The 15,870-nt window shown below is 71.7% G+C and carries 15 protein-coding genes; 4 read left to right on the forward strand and 11 right to left on the reverse strand.

The window, feature by feature from the left end; all coding sequences use genetic code 11:
- Positions 1–343: 343 nt before the first annotated feature.
- The 3 genes from O7598_RS26695 to O7598_RS26705 form a co-directional block, all read right to left on the reverse strand.
- On the reverse strand, positions 344–1,579 hold the full coding sequence (locus O7598_RS26695; RefSeq protein WP_269693986.1) for a hypothetical protein: 1,236 nt from the start codon (positions 1,577–1,579) through the stop codon (positions 344–346).
- Positions 1,566–2,099 carry a SigE family RNA polymerase sigma factor gene (locus tag O7598_RS26700; protein ID WP_269693987.1) on the reverse strand — a complete coding sequence of 178 codons (534 nt, stop codon included), beginning with the start codon at positions 2,097–2,099 and terminating at the stop codon, positions 1,566–1,568. The genes O7598_RS26695 and O7598_RS26700 overlap by 14 nt, the downstream gene beginning before the upstream one ends.
- 85 nt (positions 2,100–2,184) lie before the next feature.
- Positions 2,185–2,754, reverse strand: coding sequence for a TetR/AcrR family transcriptional regulator (locus O7598_RS26705; protein ID WP_269693988.1), 570 nt, complete (start codon positions 2,752–2,754; stop codon positions 2,185–2,187).
- Between the two features lie 65 nt (positions 2,755–2,819).
- On the opposite strand from O7598_RS26705, the gene O7598_RS26710 reads away from it, so the two are divergent.
- Entirely contained in the window at positions 2,820–3,761 is a 942-nt protein-coding gene (locus O7598_RS26710; RefSeq protein ID WP_269693989.1) for an alpha/beta hydrolase family protein, read from the forward strand.
- 16 nt (positions 3,762–3,777) lie between these two features.
- Here the strand turns inward: O7598_RS26710 and O7598_RS26715 are convergent, their stop codons facing one another.
- The 7 genes from O7598_RS26715 to O7598_RS26745 form a co-directional block, all read right to left on the reverse strand.
- On the reverse strand, positions 3,778–4,380 hold the full coding sequence (locus O7598_RS26715; RefSeq protein ID WP_269693990.1) for a hypothetical protein: 603 nt from the start codon (positions 4,378–4,380) through the stop codon (positions 3,778–3,780).
- Positions 4,377–5,714, reverse strand: coding sequence for a hypothetical protein (locus tag O7598_RS26720; RefSeq protein WP_269693991.1), 1,338 nt, complete (start codon positions 5,712–5,714; stop codon positions 4,377–4,379). Before O7598_RS26720 ends, O7598_RS26715 begins: the two co-directional genes overlap by 4 nt.
- Complete coding sequence (locus tag O7598_RS26725) at positions 5,711–6,511, reverse strand: ABC transporter ATP-binding protein (RefSeq protein WP_269693992.1); 801 nt, start codon at positions 6,509–6,511, stop codon at positions 5,711–5,713. The genes O7598_RS26720 and O7598_RS26725 overlap by 4 nt, the downstream gene beginning before the upstream one ends.
- Before the next feature lie 36 nt (positions 6,512–6,547).
- Entirely contained in the window at positions 6,548–7,351 is an 804-nt protein-coding gene (locus O7598_RS26730) for a hypothetical protein (RefSeq protein WP_269693993.1), read from the reverse strand.
- Positions 7,348–7,905: an RNA polymerase sigma factor gene (locus O7598_RS26735; RefSeq protein WP_269693994.1), complete on the reverse strand. Its 558-nt coding sequence runs from the start codon at positions 7,903–7,905 to the stop codon at positions 7,348–7,350. Before O7598_RS26735 ends, O7598_RS26730 begins: the two co-directional genes overlap by 4 nt.
- Before the next feature lie 77 nt (positions 7,906–7,982).
- Positions 7,983–8,129, reverse strand: coding sequence for a hypothetical protein (locus O7598_RS26740; RefSeq protein ID WP_269693995.1), 147 nt, complete (start codon positions 8,127–8,129; stop codon positions 7,983–7,985).
- A gap of 93 nt (positions 8,130–8,222) precedes the next feature.
- On the reverse strand, positions 8,223–9,308 hold the full coding sequence (locus O7598_RS26745) for an alcohol dehydrogenase catalytic domain-containing protein (RefSeq protein WP_269693996.1): 1,086 nt from the start codon (positions 9,306–9,308) through the stop codon (positions 8,223–8,225).
- Between the two features lie 263 nt (positions 9,309–9,571).
- On the opposite strand from O7598_RS26745, the gene O7598_RS26750 reads away from it, so the two are divergent.
- From O7598_RS26750 to O7598_RS26760, 3 genes are all read left to right on the forward strand, one after another.
- Positions 9,572–10,768 (forward strand): cytochrome P450, encoded by a 1,197-nt coding sequence (locus O7598_RS26750; protein WP_269693997.1) that lies wholly within the window; start codon positions 9,572–9,574, stop codon positions 10,766–10,768.
- 10 nt (positions 10,769–10,778) lie between these two features.
- Complete coding sequence (locus O7598_RS26755) at positions 10,779–12,002, forward strand: acyltransferase family protein (protein ID WP_269693998.1); 1,224 nt, start codon at positions 10,779–10,781, stop codon at positions 12,000–12,002.
- Between the two features lie 170 nt (positions 12,003–12,172).
- Positions 12,173–14,701: an ATP-dependent Clp protease ATP-binding subunit gene (locus O7598_RS26760; RefSeq protein ID WP_269694991.1), complete on the forward strand. Its 2,529-nt coding sequence runs from the start codon at positions 12,173–12,175 to the stop codon at positions 14,699–14,701.
- Positions 14,702–14,780: 79 nt separating this feature from the next.
- Here the strand turns inward: O7598_RS26760 and O7598_RS26765 are convergent, their stop codons facing one another.
- Positions 14,781–15,722 carry a hypothetical protein gene (locus O7598_RS26765; protein ID WP_269693999.1) on the reverse strand — a complete coding sequence of 314 codons (942 nt, stop codon included), beginning with the start codon at positions 15,720–15,722 and terminating at the stop codon, positions 14,781–14,783.
- Between the last annotated feature and the right edge of the window lie 148 nt (positions 15,723–15,870).

The raw sequence follows: 15,870 nt of genomic DNA on the forward strand, positions 1-15,870 counted from the left end.
GGAAACTGCGGTGTCCGCCCGGCCTGACATGACGGCCGACGGCGGGCGATCCAACGGTGTACGGCCCTCCCTTTCCTCTGTCATCTCTGCACGTACGGCGAACATCAGCTGGAGCCCCGAAAGAGCCTTGGCCCCACCGCCGCCCGTCGTGGCCTCACGGCCGGGCGGCCCGTCTGCGTTCTGACGGATCTTTTCTCTCGACTCGAAGAAGAGTATGCCAGACCGACGAAGATTTCTAGTCGTTCCGGCCTAGGTTTTCTAGCCACTTGAACCGAGCACAGATCGGGCGGCGCCGGCACCCGTCGAGGTGCCGGCGCCGCCCGCGTCCGTCGGCGCTTCTCCGCTACGGCCGCAGCGCGTCCGCGGCGGGAGTCCAGGTCGACTCGTTCTCGACGTCGGCGACCGTGATCCCCTTGGCGATCTTCTCCAGCTCGGCCTGCGACAGCGTGTTGTCGAAGCCCGTGGCGCTGACCTGGAGGACGACCTTGCCGTCGGCGCTCCAGATGTTGCAGAAGTCGCCGATCGGCACGCCGGCGTCCCGGGCGCGATCGCGGGGCACCTTGTGGCACCTCGTCGTGCCCGGCTCCGGTGACTGGTTCGAACTGGTGCTCGGCGTGACGAAGATGTGGAACCCGTCCCTGATGACGCCCGTGGTCGCGTCGTACGGCGCGGTCAGGCCCGAGGTGGGCAGGGCCGACCGGGTGTACGTCGCGCCGCCGTAGTCACCGGCCCGCGCCGAGGCGATGCCGCTGAGGCCGGGCATGGCGTGCGTGCCGGTCTGGAGCGGCACGAAGCCGTCCGGCACGTAGCCCACCGTGAACGGCACCAGCGCCGGCATCGGCCTGCTCGGCTTCAGGCCCTCGACGAGTCCGCCCAGGTCCTCGAAGCTCGGCGTGGCCTCGTCGCTGGAGTACGAGGTGACCGCCGCCCAGGCGTTGTCGGCGTACTCCCAGGCGAACAGCTTGTTGCCCGGGTCCACCGGCTTGCTCGGGTCGAGGTCGACCGGCAGCGTCGCCCGTACCGCCTTGCGCCCGGCCACGGTGACGTGTTCGCCGCCGGAGATCCCGGCGGGGTCGAAGACGCCGGGCCGGTAGACGGTCAGGTACGCCCACAGGGACGGCTTCCCACCGGCCTTCTTCCGCTCGAGGACGTTGCCCCGCGCCTCGGCCTCCTCCGCGGTCTCGGGCTTGTCGTTGGAGGTGTGGTTGTCGGAGTAGACGGACGCGATCTGGTAACCGGTGGACGCCGCGATCGGATCCTGCACGTGCAGCGTGCCGGCGTCGTACCCCTTGAAGGTGAAGGCGAACGGCGTGGCGTCGGGCCACCCGTCGTCGACGGGCCGGGACGGCGCCGCGCCGGCCGGTGCCGGCGCGGCCGCGGTGCTTCCCCCGCTTACCAGCGTCGGCGCCAGGAGCGCGCCGGTGACCGCGATCGCGACGAGGCCGGCCGCGCCGGCCGACGCGAACCCGGCGCGGCGCCGCCGCTCGGCCCGCCGCCCGGCCGCGACGATGTCGTCGGCGGTACGGGTCATCGGCGGCTCGTCGCCGGTCACGGCGTCCACGAGATCACGCAACTGCATTGGTCCACTCCTCCATCGGCTTCCCGGTGAGATTGATGTGTTCGCCGCCGAGCGACTCGCGCAGCTTCGCCAGGCCACGGGAGACCTGACTCTTGGCCGTGCCCACCGTGCAGTCGAGGACGCGCGCGGTGTCCTCCAGGCTCAGGTCCAGGTAGTGCCGCAGCACCACGGCGGCCCGCTGTCCGGCCGGCACGGCGTCGAGCGCCGTCCGCAGGCGCATCCGTTCGTCGGTCGCGCCGGCGGGGTCGCGGAACGCGACGTCGGGCATGGCGTCGCCGGCCGACCGTTCCCGCCGCCAGGGGCGACGGGTCTCGTCGACCGCGGCCCGGTAGACCATGGTCTTGACGTAGAGATCGGGCCGGTCCAGCTTCCGCCAGCGGGGATAGAGCTTGACCAGCGCGTTGGCCACGGCGTCCTCCGCCGCGTGCCAGTCGCCGCAGGTCATGTACGCCAGCTTCCGCAGCGACGCCATCTGTGACGTCACGAACTCGCGGAATGCCTGCTCGTCTTCGGCTTTCACGTCGACTGCCTCCTCGTGCCGGAGGTAGAACGGAGCCACGTGCCCGAAACGTTGCACCGATCGGAGAAGTGGTTCGCCGCGGTCGTCAGCGGGTGGGGCGGCACCCGGCGAGCAGGCGGGCCACCATGTCCCGCGCGTGCGCGCGCTCGTAGCCCGGGCCGAGGATGCACAGGTTGCCCACCGCGCGCATGAGCGTGTACGCGGTCACCTCGGGGTCGATGTCGCCCGCCGCCACGCCGGCCTCGATCAGCGCGGCGCACGCGGGCACGAGCTCGTCGAGCATCAGCGTGTGCAGGGTGTGCAGGCTCGGGTCCTCGGACTGGAGGGCGACGCCCAGGCCGTGCTTGGTCACCAGGAACTCGACGAACGCGTCGATCCAGCGCGTCAGTGCCTCGCCGGGGGCGACGGGCTCCTGGCGCAGCGCGACGGCCAGCGCGACGCACTCCTCGATCTGGTGACGGTAGACGGCGGTGACCAGCTCGGCCCGACTCGGGAAGTGCCGGTAGACCGTGCCCAGGCCCACGCCGGCGCGGCCGGCGATGTCCCGGATGGGCGCCTGGACCCCCTGCTCCACGAACACGGCCGCCGCGGCGGCGAGCAGCGCCTCACGGTTGCGCCGGACGCCTGCCTGGCGCGCGCCGATCGACTCCGTCACAGCTTCCTCCCTTGTTAGCGGAACATTGTTCCGCTAACGTTGGCGGAACAATGTTCCGTTTCAGTATGGCAGAAGAGGCAGGCGTCACCATGCGTACCGACCACCCCGCACCGCCGATCGTCGCGGTCAAGCCCCTCCCGGTACCCACCACCGGACGCGACAGCGGCCTGTCGGTCAAGGTCACCGCCCCGGCGTCCGGCGACCATCTCCCCGTGATCGTCTTCTCGCACGGCAACGCCTGGTCGATGGACGGCTACCAGCCGCTCGTCGACCGGTGGGCGGCCGCCGGATTCGTCGTCGTCCAGCCGACCCACCTCGACTCCCGCCGCCACGGCATCGGGTTCGACGACCCGAGGTTCGGCAGCATCTGGCGGGTCCGGATCGCCGACCTGCACGCCGTCCTCGACCACCTCGACGAGATCATGGCCCAGGCCCGCGCCGCCGGACTGCACGCGACCGTCGACCACGACCGGATCGCCGCCGTCGGGCACTCCTGGGGCGGCCAGACCGTCGGCGCTCTCCTCGGTGCCCGTGTCCTCGACGCCGCCGGCACCCCGGGCGAGGACTTCTCCCACCCCGCCGTCCGGGCCGGCGCGCTCCTCGCGGCGACCGGCACCGGCGACTCGCTCACCCCGTTCGCCGTCGAGCATCTGCCGTTCATGCGGCCGGACTACTCCACCATGTCCGCACCGGCGCTCGTGGTCGCCGGCGACCGGGACCAGTCGGCGATGTCCACCCGGGGACCGGACTGGTTCACCGACGCCTACCACCTCAGCCCCGCGCCCAAGAGCCTGCTCACCATCGCCGACGGGCAGCACACCCTCGGCGGCGTCGCCGGCGAGCGGGTCGCCGAGACCACCGACGAGGACCCGGCCCGCGTCGCCCTCGTCGCGGACGCGGTGGCCGGCTACCTCCGGGACGCCCTCAAGCTCGACGGCACGGCCTGGGCGGCCCTCGGCGAACGCGCCGCGACCGGCGACGGCGGCTACCGCGTCGCGCAGCGGTAGGCGGGCGACCAGACGATCACGCCTCGAACACCTCGGCCGGACCCCTGCGGGCCGGGCCGGCGATCGAGTAGGCGACCAGCCCACCGAGGGTGAGCGCCGCCGCCGTCAGCGCGGCGGCCCCGCTCTCGGGCGGCTGACCCTGCCACGTCGCGGTCGCCCCGCCGGTGCCCGCCTGCGGATACAGGGCCGCGACGGTGGTCCAGCCCAGCGGCAGAAACCACGAGCGGGCGGCACCGAGCACCGTCGCGCACAGGGCGGTGAGCCCGAGCAGGCCGGCGGCGTCGCGGACCACCAGCGCCGCCGGCCCGAACCGGGCCCCGGTGTGCCACGTGGCCGCCAGGGCCAGCAGGACGACCAGCAGGCCGGCGAGCAGGTGCGCCGCGCGCCACCAGGGCCAGCGCCGCGACGCGGTGCGGTCCAGGCTCTCGTCCGGGCCGGCCAGGGTCGGCGCGAGCACCACGACCATCAGCAGCACGGTCATGACGACCACCATCGGAGTGGCGTCCCGCTCCTCGGCGAAGGCCAGCCACAACGTCCAGACCACCGCCGCGCCCCCGAGGGCCGCGGCCAGGGCGAGGGGTACGCGACGCGCGCGCAGATGGAGCAGCGTCCCGGTCACCTGGCGCTCCCGGACAGCAACCCGGCCGGGTCCTGGCAGGCCAGCAGCGCGTTGCGGACGGCCGTGACCCGGGCCAGCGCCTCGTCGTCCGGCAGCTCGCGCAGCCCTCGCCAGAGCGCGACCGCCTCGGCGTTGATCTCGGGATCCTCCTCGATCATGCCGGGCACCACGCCCACGTCCGACCGTGGCTCGCGCCCCAGGAGCCAGGAGGCCGCGGCACGCTCGACCACGTCGTCGCGGTTCTCGCAGGTCCCGTCGTAGGCGACCCCCAGTCCTCCGACGACCGCCCGGACCACGGAGTCCGGGCGTGCGAGCTCGCCGCGTCCGTCGATCCGGACCTCGATCGTGACGACGCCGTCCCGGGGAACCGATTGGACCTCGTCGAAGCTGATCGTGCGGGTGTCCTCGTGCACGGCGGTCGGCGCGTCCGGCAGCTTCGCCAGCACCGCCAGCCCCTCCCGAGCCGGCGGAGTCAGCGTGTCGAGCACGTTGGCGTGGACCCGGCTGACGCAGACCGTCGGGGTGTCCTCGGTGCACACCAGTTCCCGCGCGACCGGGTCGACCGGCCAGGTGACCACGTCCGGGTCGCGCGGCACGATCGCGGTCGCCGCCAGCAGCCCGAGCGCCACCGGCGCCACCGCCACCGCCCGGGTACGCCAGCCGCCGGCGACGAACAGCATCAGGCCGGCGACGGCGAGCGCGACCAACCAGATCGCGAGCGCGGCGCTGACCCGGTCGTCGACCGTCTGGTAGTCGTGGAACGAACTCGACCCGTGGACCGGGGAGATCGCCGCGGCCAGCCAGTCCGCCGGCCCGACGGCGCTGAAGAAGATCAGGGGTACGCCGGCCGCGCCCAGCGCCGGGGCGGTCACCAGGGCGGGCAGCATCCGCCCGATCCCCAGGCCCAGCCAGGCCGCGGCGACCAGGGACAGCACGCCGACGCCGGTGACCACGGCGAAGGTCGCCAGGGGACGGTACGGGACGGCAACGCCGATCCGGGCGAGTCCGGCCGCGGTCACCAGCAGGTAGGCGAGGGCCAGGGCCAGGGCCATCGCGCCGAGCACCGGCAGCATCCGGGCGGCCCGGGGCCGGGCGGTGGTGGCGAACAGCTCGCCGACCTTCGCCCGGTGCTCCCGACGGCCCTGCCAGGCCCCGGCGGCGAGGGCCAGCGGCCACATCAGGAGCAGGTACTCCCGGGTGGTCAGGGCCAGCGACATCCAGCCACCCGACCACCGGCCGGTGGCCACGTAGAGCGCACCGAGCCCGACCACCACCGTGATCAGCGCGGCGCCGAGCGCGGCGGAGCGGCGCAACTCCAGTCGGAGGACGCTCATCGGCCGGCCTCCGCGCGGTGCCGGCGCAGGAGCGCGGAGTAGCCCCGCTCGGCCGGGCTGTCCCCGGCGTGGCCCTGGCCGCCCTGTGCGCACAACGCCTCGGGCGTGCCCTGCCACACCAGGCGGCCGTCGTTGACCAGGACGACGTCGGTGCAGGCCGCCGCCACGTCCTCGACCAGGTGGGTGGAGACCAGGACGCAACTGTCGGTGCCGAGGTCACGCAGCAGCTCGCGGAAGTCGAGGCGTTGCTCCGGGTCGAGACCGACGGTCGGCTCGTCGAGCAGCAGGAGCCGGGGATCGTTGACGATGGCCTGCGCGATGCCGGCCCGGCGCAGCATGCCGCCGGAGAGCGTCTTCAGCCGGGCGTCCGCCTTGGCGGTCAGCCCGACCCGGTCGACGGCCCGTTGCACCGCCGCCGGGATGTCGGCCTTCGGCATCTCCTTGAGCCAGGCCAGGTAGCCGACGAACTCGCGCACGGTGAACCGCGGGTAGTAGCCGAACTGTTGCGGAAGGTAACCCAGGGTGCGGCGGACCGCCCGCAGGTCGGCGCGACCGTCGACCGACTGCCCGAGCAGCGTCAGCCGGCCGCCGGCCGGGCTCAGGACGGTCGCCAGGGCGCGCATCAGCGTGGTCTTGCCGGCGCCGTTCGGTCCGAGCAGCCCGTGCACGCCGGTGGGCAGAGCCAGATCGAGGCCGTCGACGGCCAGGTGTCGACCGGCCCGGACCCGTAGGCCCTCCGCGTGGACGGCCCAGGGGTGGGTGGTCACGGTCGTCTCGACCGCGCTCACGGCACGCATCGGCATGGTCTCCTTCCGGGATCGTGATCTCGGTGGTCAGTCGTGCTGGGCGAGTCGCCGGAACCCGTCGGCCCGGAAGAGGGCGACCACGGTCAGGAGCGCGGTGGCCAACGCCCAACCGGGTGCGCTCTCCGCCGCCAGCACCACCGGCATCCGGGCGACGGCGAGGCTGGGCGCGATCACCACGAGCGTCCAGGCGGTGATCAGGCCGATCGCGGCCCGGCGTACCCCGACGAGGGTGCCCAGCAGCAGCGCGGCGACGGCGAACGCGAGGCAGGGCAGCAGCATCAGGGCCAGCGGCACGCCGGCGCCGGCCCCGACCAGCGCGAGCGCGGGCACGACGACGGCCAGCACCGCGGCCGTACGCCGCAGCAGCATCGTCAGGCCGGCGGCCGGTGTGGCGGCGACCAGTTCCCAGGCCGGGTCGGCGCGGCGGTGCCAGGCGACCGCCACACCGGGCAACGGGGCCAGCGGCGCGACCAGCAGCACCAGTGCGGGCATCCCGGTCCACAGCACGCCGAGCAGCGCGGCACAGGCCAGCGCCCCGGCGGTCATGGCCAGCCACGGCAGCAGCGTGCCGACGAACCAGCGGTGGCGCAGCACCGACCAGGACCGGCTCCGGGCGGCGGGCGCGGGCGTCGCCGCGAGTTCCCGGTCCAGGGCCGCGGCGACCCGCTCGATCACGGCCCTGGTGTCCGGGGTGGTGCTGCCGGCCAGCCGGGCCCGGCAGTCGGCGCAGTCCTCGAGGTGCACCTCGATGGCCCAGACGGCGGGCTCGTCGAGGCCGGGATCCCCGGCGGCGTAGCGGTCGATCTGGGTGAGGCTGGGATGGGTGCTCATGACAGCGCCTCCCGCAGGGCGACCCGGGCCCGACGTACGCGGGACTTGACGGTGTTCTCCGGGACACCCAGCAGCACCGACGCCTCCCGCGACGAGAGGCCGTCGAGGACGGTGGCCCGCAGCGCGGCGCGGACCTCGGGGGGCAGGACGAGCAGCGCCTGCTCCAGTTCCTGGCCGACCCGGCCGGCCATCACCTCGTCCTCGGCGGCGGGTGCCGTGCTCGGCATGAGCGGCACCTGCGGCACCCGGGCGGTGCGGGCCCGGCGACGGAACGCGTCGACCAGGCGGTGGGCGGCGATGGTCCACAGCCAACCCACCGCGCTCCCCGGCGCCCCGCCGCCGTTCCGGTTCCGGGCGCCGGCGAAGCTGCCCGCCGTCCGCCAGACCGCCAGGTAGGTGTCCTGCAGCACCTCGGCGACCACGTCCGGATCGGCGCAGCGGCGGCGCAGGCGCACCTCCAACCACGGCGCGGTACGCCGGTAGAGCTCGTCGAACGCCCGCCGGTCCCCACGGGCCACGCGACGGACGAGGTCACCCTCGTCCGCCGCGTCCATGCCGGTTCTCACACCCGGTAAGACGACGGGTCCGGCCGGTCCGGGTCCCCGGCGGATGTGATCGTCGTCACTCGCGCCTAGCCGGTGATCACCGGCCAGGCGTAGGCCAGCAGGGCGAAGGCGGCCCCGAGCAGCGCGAGCGAGACACCTCGGGTGCGGATGGGCAGCGCGGCGAGCGCGAGCAGGATGATCGCGATCAGATAGAGAAACGCTTGCACCGACATGGCAGTCTCCTCGGCTCTCGGCTGACAGGCGGTGTGACCTCTACCCCCGTCGATCCGGCCGCGAAACCCGTCGCCACCGTCGGGCCCTCCTCGTCACTCGTCGAAGAGCACGACCTGGCGGATCACGTCACCCTTCTCGAGGGCGGACACCGCGTCGTTGAGCTCGTCGAATCGGATGCGCCGGCTGATCAGGCTCTCGATGTCCAACCGGCCCTGCCGGTACAGCGCGACCAGCAGCGGCAGGTCCCGCCGCAGGTCGGAGCTGCCGTAGACGGACGGCAGCAGGTTGCGGGCCCGGAAGAGCAGCTCGAAGGCGTTGATCTGCACGAGGTCGTCCGCCGCGCCCGCGCCGACGATCACGGTGTCCCCACCGCGCCGGGTCACGTCCCAGGCGGCCTGGATGGTGGCCGACCGGCCGACGGCCTCGAAGACGGTGTCGAAGCCCCGCCCCTGGGTGACGGCGTCGTGGGTGGCGCGCAGGTCCTCCGGGACGACGGCCTCCGTGGCGCCGAGCTGCATGGCCACCCCGTGCTTGCTCCGGTTCGGATCCACGGCGACGATCCGCGCCGCGCCCGCGATGGCCGCACCCTGGACGACCGAGAGCCCCACCCCGCCGAGCCCCAGGACGGCGACCGTGGAGCCGGGGCGGACCCGGGCGGTGTTGACGGCCGCGCCGACGCCGGTGGAGACGCCGCAGCCGAGCAGCGCCGCGTACTCGAACGGGATGTCGTCGTCGATCCGGACGGCGGCCTCCCACGGCACGACGATCTCCTCGGCCCAGGTGCCGGTGCCGGCCATGCCGAACGCGGGCGTCTCTCCGACCGCGAACCGCGCCTTGCCGAACAGGTCCGACATGTGGGTCATGCAGAGGTGGGACTCGCCGTTGACGCAGTCCGGGCAGCGGCCGCAGGCCGGAATCCAGTTGACCACCACGTGGTCGCCCACCTGGACACCGGTGACGCCTCGGCCGACCTCGCGGACGATGCCGGCTCCCTCGTGCCCGACGATCATCGTGCCCTGGCTCGGCAGGCCGCCGGCCACGACCGACAGGTCCGAGTGGCACACGCCGGTGGCCTTGATCTGGATCTTCACCTCGCCCTCGTCCGGTCCGAGGGCCGTGACGTCGTCGCGGAGATCCAGGGACGGACCACCGCCCGGGTGCAGGACCGCTGCTCGCACTTCGCCCTCCAAGGCCGTCGACGGGGAACCGCCGGCAAAATGTCACCGGTGGCAATTTCGCAATAAGTCGCGAGGTCACGCTAAAGGGCCGACCGAGCCTCGGGCAATGCTACTCATATTGACGTCGACGCAACATCTGTATGGCGTTCCACCTGCGCTGCACCGGCATCGACAAACGCAGCATTGCCGGTGCCGACGACCACCGAATACGGTGCGGAGACGCTTCGAGAGCGCATGTCTCCGTCCACCGATGTGAGGTCAGCATGGCGTCCACCGACGAGTCCCACAATTATCCGCTGGAAACGGCAGGCGGACCCCCGATCCACGAGCAGTACCGCCGGCTCCGCCAGGACGACGCCATGATCCGGGTACGGATGCCCTTCGGCGACGACGCGTGGCTGGCGACCCGCTACGCCGACGTCAGGTGCGTGCACAGCGACCCGCGGTTCAGCCGGGCCGTGGCGAGCCGGAGCGACCAGCCGCGCGCCTTCCCGGTGATGCCGGAGGAGAACATCCTCGGCCTGGACCCGCCCGAGCACAGCCGGCTGCGGCGGCTGGTGTCGCGGGTCTTCACGACTCGGCGCGTGCGGGTGATGCGGCCGCTGATCCAACGCGTGACCGACGGCCTGCTGGACCGGATGGCGGCTCAGGGACCACCGTGGGACCTGGTCGGCGATTTCGGCGTCCCGCTGACCATCGGGGTGATCGCCGACCTGTTCGGGGTGCCCGAGGCCGACCGGCCGCAGTTCGCCGAGTGGTCGAAGGCCATGACCGCGACCACCTCCATGCCGCCCGAGCTGGCCCAGCAGCATGTGCAGCAGCTCCAGGAGTACGTGGCCGAGCTGTTCGCCCAGCGCTGGTCGGCACCCACCGACGATCTCGTCGGCGCGCTGATCGAGGGCTACCAGGCCGACTCCGGGGTGGACCAGCACGAGGTCGTCACGCTCGCCAGGCTGATGCTGGCCACCGGCCACGGCAGCGTCAACTACCAGTTCGGCCACTGCGCGTACCTGCTGTTGAGCCATCCGGACCAGATGGCCCGGCTGGTCGCCGAGCCGGGCCTGATCAACCTCGCCGTCGAGGAGCTGCTGCGGTTCGCCAAGACCGACGAGGCAGCGGTCTTCGCCCGCTACGCCACCCGCGACGTCCGGCTCGGCGGGGTGCTGGTCCGGGCCGGTGAGCCGGTGCTGCCGTCCCGGATCTCCGCCAACCACGACGAGACGGTGTTCACCGATCCCGAACGGCTGGACCTCACCCGGGCCCGCAACCCGCACCTGGCCTTCGGCTACGGGCCGCACCACTGTCCCGGCGCGCACCTGGCCCGTGCGGAGCTGCAGATCTCGCTCGGGTCGCTGGTGTCCCGGTTCCCCACCCTCCGGCTGGCGGTCGATCCCCGGGAGGTGCCCTGGGAGTCGGGCGGCCTGGCCCGCGAGATCAGCTCCCTGCCGGTGACCTGGTGACGACCGCGCCATGACGGACAACGACGCGGCCGGCCGGCTGCCCTCCCTGACCGGGCTGCGATTCGTCGCGGCGGCGATGGTCTTCACCTGCCACATCGCCGTCATCACGACGTTCATCGAGGGCTCCACCGGGTCATTCATCGCCCGGACCTTCCCGCTCGCCGGCCCGTACGGCGTGGGTTTCTTCTTCGTCCTGAGCGGCTTCGTGCTGACCTGGACCGCCCGGGCCGGCGATCGGACGACGAGCTTCTGGCGCCGGCGGATGGTCAAGATCTACCCGAGCCACCTGGTGACCTTCGCGCTGGCTGCGGTGCTCGGGGTCGTCGCCGGGCGGGCGACGGGGCTGTTGGACTGGGTGACCAATCCGCTGCTGCTGCACTCCTGGGTGCCCAGCCTGTCGACCAGCACCTCGTTCAACGGTGTCAGCTGGTCGCTCTCCTGCGAACTCTTCTTCTACCTGGCGTTCCCGATGCTGCTGCCGCTGGTGAACCGGATCCCGGCCAGCCGGCTGTGGTGGGCGGTGGGCGCGCTGGCGGCCCTGATGGCCGGCGCGGCACTGATCGCGACGTTCCTCGTCGACGACCAACCACGGCTCACCATCATCGCCTCCGGCACGCTGTCGTTCACCCAGATCTGGTTCGTGTACTTTCTCCCACCGGTGCGGGCGCTGGAGTTCGTCCTGGGCATGGTGCTCGCCCGGATCGTCCGCGCGGGCCGCTGGCCCCGCATCGGGCTGCTGCCCGCGGCGGGCATCGCGGTGCTGGGCTACGGATACGTCCTCTCCGCCCCGTACCTCTTCGCCACCGGAGGGCTGGCGTCGCTCTGGCTCGTGCCGCTGATCGCGGCGGGGGCCACCGCCGACGGCCGGGGACGGGCATCGGTGCTGCGGCACCCCGCTCTGGTCCGGCTGGGGGAGCTGTCCTTCGCCTTCTACCTGGTGCACTGGATGGTGGTGGTGGCCGGGGCGCAGGTGGTCGGCCCGGATCGCCGTTTCGGGCCGCTCGGGTCCGCGCTGGTGGTCGCCGCGCTCCTCGGTGTCGCGCTGGCCCTCGCCTGGGCTCTGCACGAGGGGGTGGAGATGCCGCTGGTCCGCCGCTTCGGGCGGCGCCGGCCTCCCGACCGGCCCCGCCGGTCGGGCCCGCCCGCCTCACCCGGGACCGGCGTCGTCCGGCACCCGGCACGGGACCCCGCTCCGATCTCCGCGATGCGCGAGGTTGTCGATCCGCGCGCCTGATGGGCTATTATTTCGTCAGGCAGAGCGCCTGCCTGCGCCACAAGTGGCTGCCCACGCCGACCATTGCGACGTGGCCAAGAGTCTTCGACTCAGCGCAACAATCTCGCTTCGGTGCCTCCAGGTGCCGTCCGTCGACGAGCAGCGTGGGAGCTCGTGAGGGACGTGAGGGCATGTTCGAGCGGTTTACCGACCGAGCGCGACGGGTTGTCGTCCTGGCCCAAGAAGAGGCCCGGATGCTCAACCACAACTACATCGGCACGGAGCACATCCTGTTGGGCCTGATCCATGAGGGTGAGGGTGTGGCGGCGAAGGCCCTGGAGAGTTTGGGTATTTCGCTGGAGGGTGTGCGTCAGCAGGTCGAGGAGATCATCGGCCAGGGCCAGCAGGCGCCGAGTGGGCACATCCCGTTCACGCCGCGGGCGAAGAAGGTGTTGGAGCTGTCGCTGCGCGAGGCGTTGCAGCTGGGGCACAACTACATCGGCACGGAGCACATCCTGCTCGGGTTGATCCGTGAGGGTGAGGGCGTGGCCGCGCAGGTGCTGGTGAAGCTCGGCGCCGATTTGAACCGGGTCCGTCAGCAGGTGATCCAGTTGCTGTCGGGTTACCAGGGCAAGGAGCCGGCCGCCGCCGGGGCCGCGCCGGGTGAGGCCGCGCCGTCGACGAGTCTGGTGTTGGACCAGTTCGGTCGGAACCTGACCCAGGCCGCCCGCGAGGGCAAGCTCGACCCGGTGATCGGGCGGGAGAAGGAAATCGAGCGGGTGATGCAGGTGCTGTCGCGGCGCACCAAGAACAACCCGGTGTTGATCGGTGAGCCCGGTGTGGGTAAGACCGCGGTGGTCGAGGGCCTGTCCCAGAAGATCATCAAGGGTGAGGTGCCGGAGACGCTGAAGGACAAGCAGCTCTACACGCTTGACCTGGGTGCGCTGGTGGCCGGGTCGCGTTACCGGGGTGATTTCGAGGAGCGCCTGAAGAAGGTGCTCAAGGAGATCCGTACCCGCGGTGACATCATCCTGTTCATCGATGAGATCCACACCCTGGTGGGTGCGGGCGCGGCCGAGGGCGCGATCGACGCCGCCAGCATCCTCAAGCCGATGCTGGCCCGTGGCGAGCTGCAGACCATCGGCGCCACCACGAGCGATGAATACCGGAAATACGTCGAGAAGGACGCGGCCCTGGAACGGCGGTTCCAGCCGGTACGCGTCGAGGAGCCGAGTCTCGACATGACGATTCAGATCCTCAAGGGGCTGCGGGACCGCTACGAGGCCCATCACCGGGTGAGCATCACCGACGGGGCGCTTGTCGCTGCCGCGACGCTTGCCGACCGCTACATCTCCGATCGGTTCCTGCCGGACAAGGCGATCGACCTGATCGACGAGGCGGGCGCGCGGATGCGGATCCGTCGGATGACGGCGCCGCCGGACCTGCGGGACTTCGACGAGCGCATCGCGCAGGTGCGCCGGGACAAGGAGTCCGCGATCGACGCGCAGGACTTCGAGCGGGCCGCGCAGTTGCGGGACAAGGAGAAGCAGCTGCTGGGTCAGAAGGCGCAGCGGGAGAAGGAGTGGAAGGCCGGGGATCTGGACGTCGTCAGTGAGGTCGACGACGAGCAGATCGCCGAGGTCCTCGGTAACTGGACCGGTATCCCGGTGTACAAGCTGACCGAGGAGGAGACGTCGCGTCTGCTGCGCATGGAGGACGAGCTGCACAAGCGCGTCATCGGGCAGGAGGACGCGGTCAAGGCGGTCTCCAAGGCGATCCGCCGCACGCGGGCGGGTCTGAAGGACCCGAAGCGTCCGTCCGGGTCGTTCATCTTCGCCGGCCCGTCGGGTGTGGGTAAGACCGAGCTGTCCAAGGCCCTCGCCGAGTTCCTCTTCGGTTCCGAGGACGCGCTCATCCAGCTGGACATGTCGGAGTTCCACGACCGGTACACGGTGTCGCGGCTGGTGGGTGCGCCTCCCGGTTACGTCGGCTACGACGAGGGTGGGCAGCTGACGGAGAAGGTGCGTCGCCGGCCGTTCTCGGTGGTGTTGTTCGACGAGATCGAGAAGGCTCACCCGGATGTGTTCAACACGCTGTTGCAGATCCTGGAGGACGGCCGGTTGACCGATGGTCAGGGTCGGATCGTGGACTTCAAGAACACGGTCATCATCCTGACCACCAACCTGGGCACGCGCGATGTGGCCAAGGCGGTGTCGTTGGGCTTCCAGCAGTCGGAGGACTCCGAGTCGAACTACGACCGGATGAAGCAGAAGGTCAACGACGAGCTCAAGCAGCACTTCCGGCCCGAGTTCCTCAACCGCATCGATGACACGATCGTGTTCCACCAGCTGCGGGAGAACGAGATCCTGCAGATCGTGGACATCATGATCCAGCGGATCGAAGGTCAGCTGCGGAACAAGGACATGGGTCTGGAGTTGACCGACAACGCCAAGAAGTACCTGGCGAAGAAGGGCTTCGACCCGGTGCTCGGCGCGCGTCCGCTGCGACGCACGATCCAGCGCGACATCGAGGACAACCTGTCCGAGCGGATCCTGTTCAACGAACTGACCCCCGGCCAGATCGTCGTCGTCGACTGCGAAGGCGACCCGGAGAACATCGACAAGTCCAAGCTCGTCTTCCGAGGCGCCGACCGGCCGGCGACAGTGCCGGACGCCGTGCCGGTCGAGCTGACCGTCGACAACGGCAACAGCGCCGCCTGACCGGCGACGCGGCAGGGGGCCGACCCGTCCGGGTCGGCCCCCTGCGTACGCCCAGGCACTCCCGCCGGAGTGATCCGACTCAGCGCGGCAACGACTCCTGGTCGGCCAGCACGACCAGTTCGTCGGGGCGCGCCGACAGCGCCGTCTTCGTCTCGTCGACCCAGACGTCGTAGCCCACCGGCGGACCCGACGGGCCCCACACCGCGCCCAGGATCGTGGCCGTCCGCCCCTGGTGGGAGTCGCGGAGCAGACGCACCCGGGTGCCCGGGGCGTGACCGTCGTCGGCGACGATGAGCAGCGCGTCCAGGATCTGCCGGACACCCACGATCGGCAGACCCTCCACGTACGGCTCCCCCGCGTAGCCCTCGCGCGGGGTCACCATGGTGCGGAAGAGCGCGGTGTGCCGGATCGCCTCCTGGCGGATCTGCCAGTCGGCGCTGTGCTCGGCGGCGGCCAGCGCCTTCTCGATCGCCGGCCACAACACCGCCGGCTCCCGGTCGAGCAGCCGGCGGGCCTCCCGGTCCAGCTCGGCACAGGCCATGTCGAGCGCGGTCTCCTCGCCCATCTCGGAGATCCACGCCAGGTCACCCACCTCGGGCAGCAACCCTGGCGACTCGGCCGCGACGACGATGTACAACATCGCGAGCAGTTCCTGGCGCCCCTCACCGTGGTAGAGCGGGCCCACCCCGGTGCCCTTCGGCCCCCGGGTGGGCGGAAACCGCTCGACGAGGTGCTGGGCACGGCCGTCGGGCAGTGCCCCGGCCCGCCGGGTGTCCGCCACCCGCTCCTCGAAGGACCGCCGCTCGCGGCGTTCGATGAGCAGTTGGCGATGGGAGTCGAAGCCGGTCGGATAGATCGTGCGTCCGTAGCTGGAGAGGGTTTCGCCGGGCTGGAGACCGACCGCCTCGAGCTGCCGCGCGGCCACCGAATAGGGGACTCCGGTCCGGGCGGCCTGTTCCCGGATGGCCCGCTTGCGGGCGCGCCCGGGACGTGGGGTGCTCCGCGGGTTCTGATCAGACATGACGCCTCCGGTGCAGTCCCACGCCCTCCACCGAACGGGCGGCGTGGCAGGCACGCCGGAAGCTCGACACGACCGCGCGGAGTCGGAGACTCTTGGCCCCGGCATGTGCTCAGGCGTGGGCTGTCACATCGGGCGCGGGCAGGCGCTC

The organism is Micromonospora sp. WMMC241 (genome assembly GCF_027460165.1).
GTDB classification, from domain to species: Bacteria; Actinomycetota; Actinomycetes; order Mycobacteriales; family Micromonosporaceae; genus Micromonospora; species Micromonospora humi.

Excerpts from the sequence above, each read along its gene's own strand:
- O7598_RS26720 (WP_269693991.1), bottom strand. The coding sequence starts at position 5,714 with ATGAGCGTCCTCCGACTGGAGTTGCGCCGCTCCGCCGCGCTCGGCGCC.
- O7598_RS26750 (WP_269693997.1), top strand. The coding sequence starts at position 9,572 with ATGGCGTCCACCGACGAGTCCCACAATTATCCGCTGGAAACGGCAGGC.
- O7598_RS26765 (WP_269693999.1), bottom strand. The coding sequence starts at position 15,722 with ATGTCTGATCAGAACCCGCGGAGCACCCCACGTCCCGGGCGCGCCCGC.
- O7598_RS26725 (WP_269693992.1), bottom strand. The coding sequence starts at position 6,511 with ATGCGTGCCGTGAGCGCGGTCGAGACGACCGTGACCACCCACCCCTGG.
- O7598_RS26740 (WP_269693995.1), bottom strand. The coding sequence starts at position 8,129 with ATGTCGGTGCAAGCGTTTCTCTATCTGATCGCGATCATCCTGCTCGCG.
- O7598_RS26695 (WP_269693986.1), bottom strand. The coding sequence starts at position 1,579 with ATGCAGTTGCGTGATCTCGTGGACGCCGTGACCGGCGACGAGCCGCCG.
- O7598_RS26755 (WP_269693998.1), top strand. The coding sequence starts at position 10,779 with ATGACGGACAACGACGCGGCCGGCCGGCTGCCCTCCCTGACCGGGCTG.
- O7598_RS26730 (WP_269693993.1), bottom strand. The coding sequence starts at position 7,351 with ATGAGCACCCATCCCAGCCTCACCCAGATCGACCGCTACGCCGCCGGG.
- O7598_RS26760 (WP_269694991.1), top strand. The coding sequence starts at position 12,173 with ATGTTCGAGCGGTTTACCGACCGAGCGCGACGGGTTGTCGTCCTGGCC.
- O7598_RS26735 (WP_269693994.1), bottom strand. The coding sequence starts at position 7,905 with ATGGACGCGGCGGACGAGGGTGACCTCGTCCGTCGCGTGGCCCGTGGG.
- O7598_RS26710 (WP_269693989.1), top strand. The coding sequence starts at position 2,820 with ATGGCAGAAGAGGCAGGCGTCACCATGCGTACCGACCACCCCGCACCG.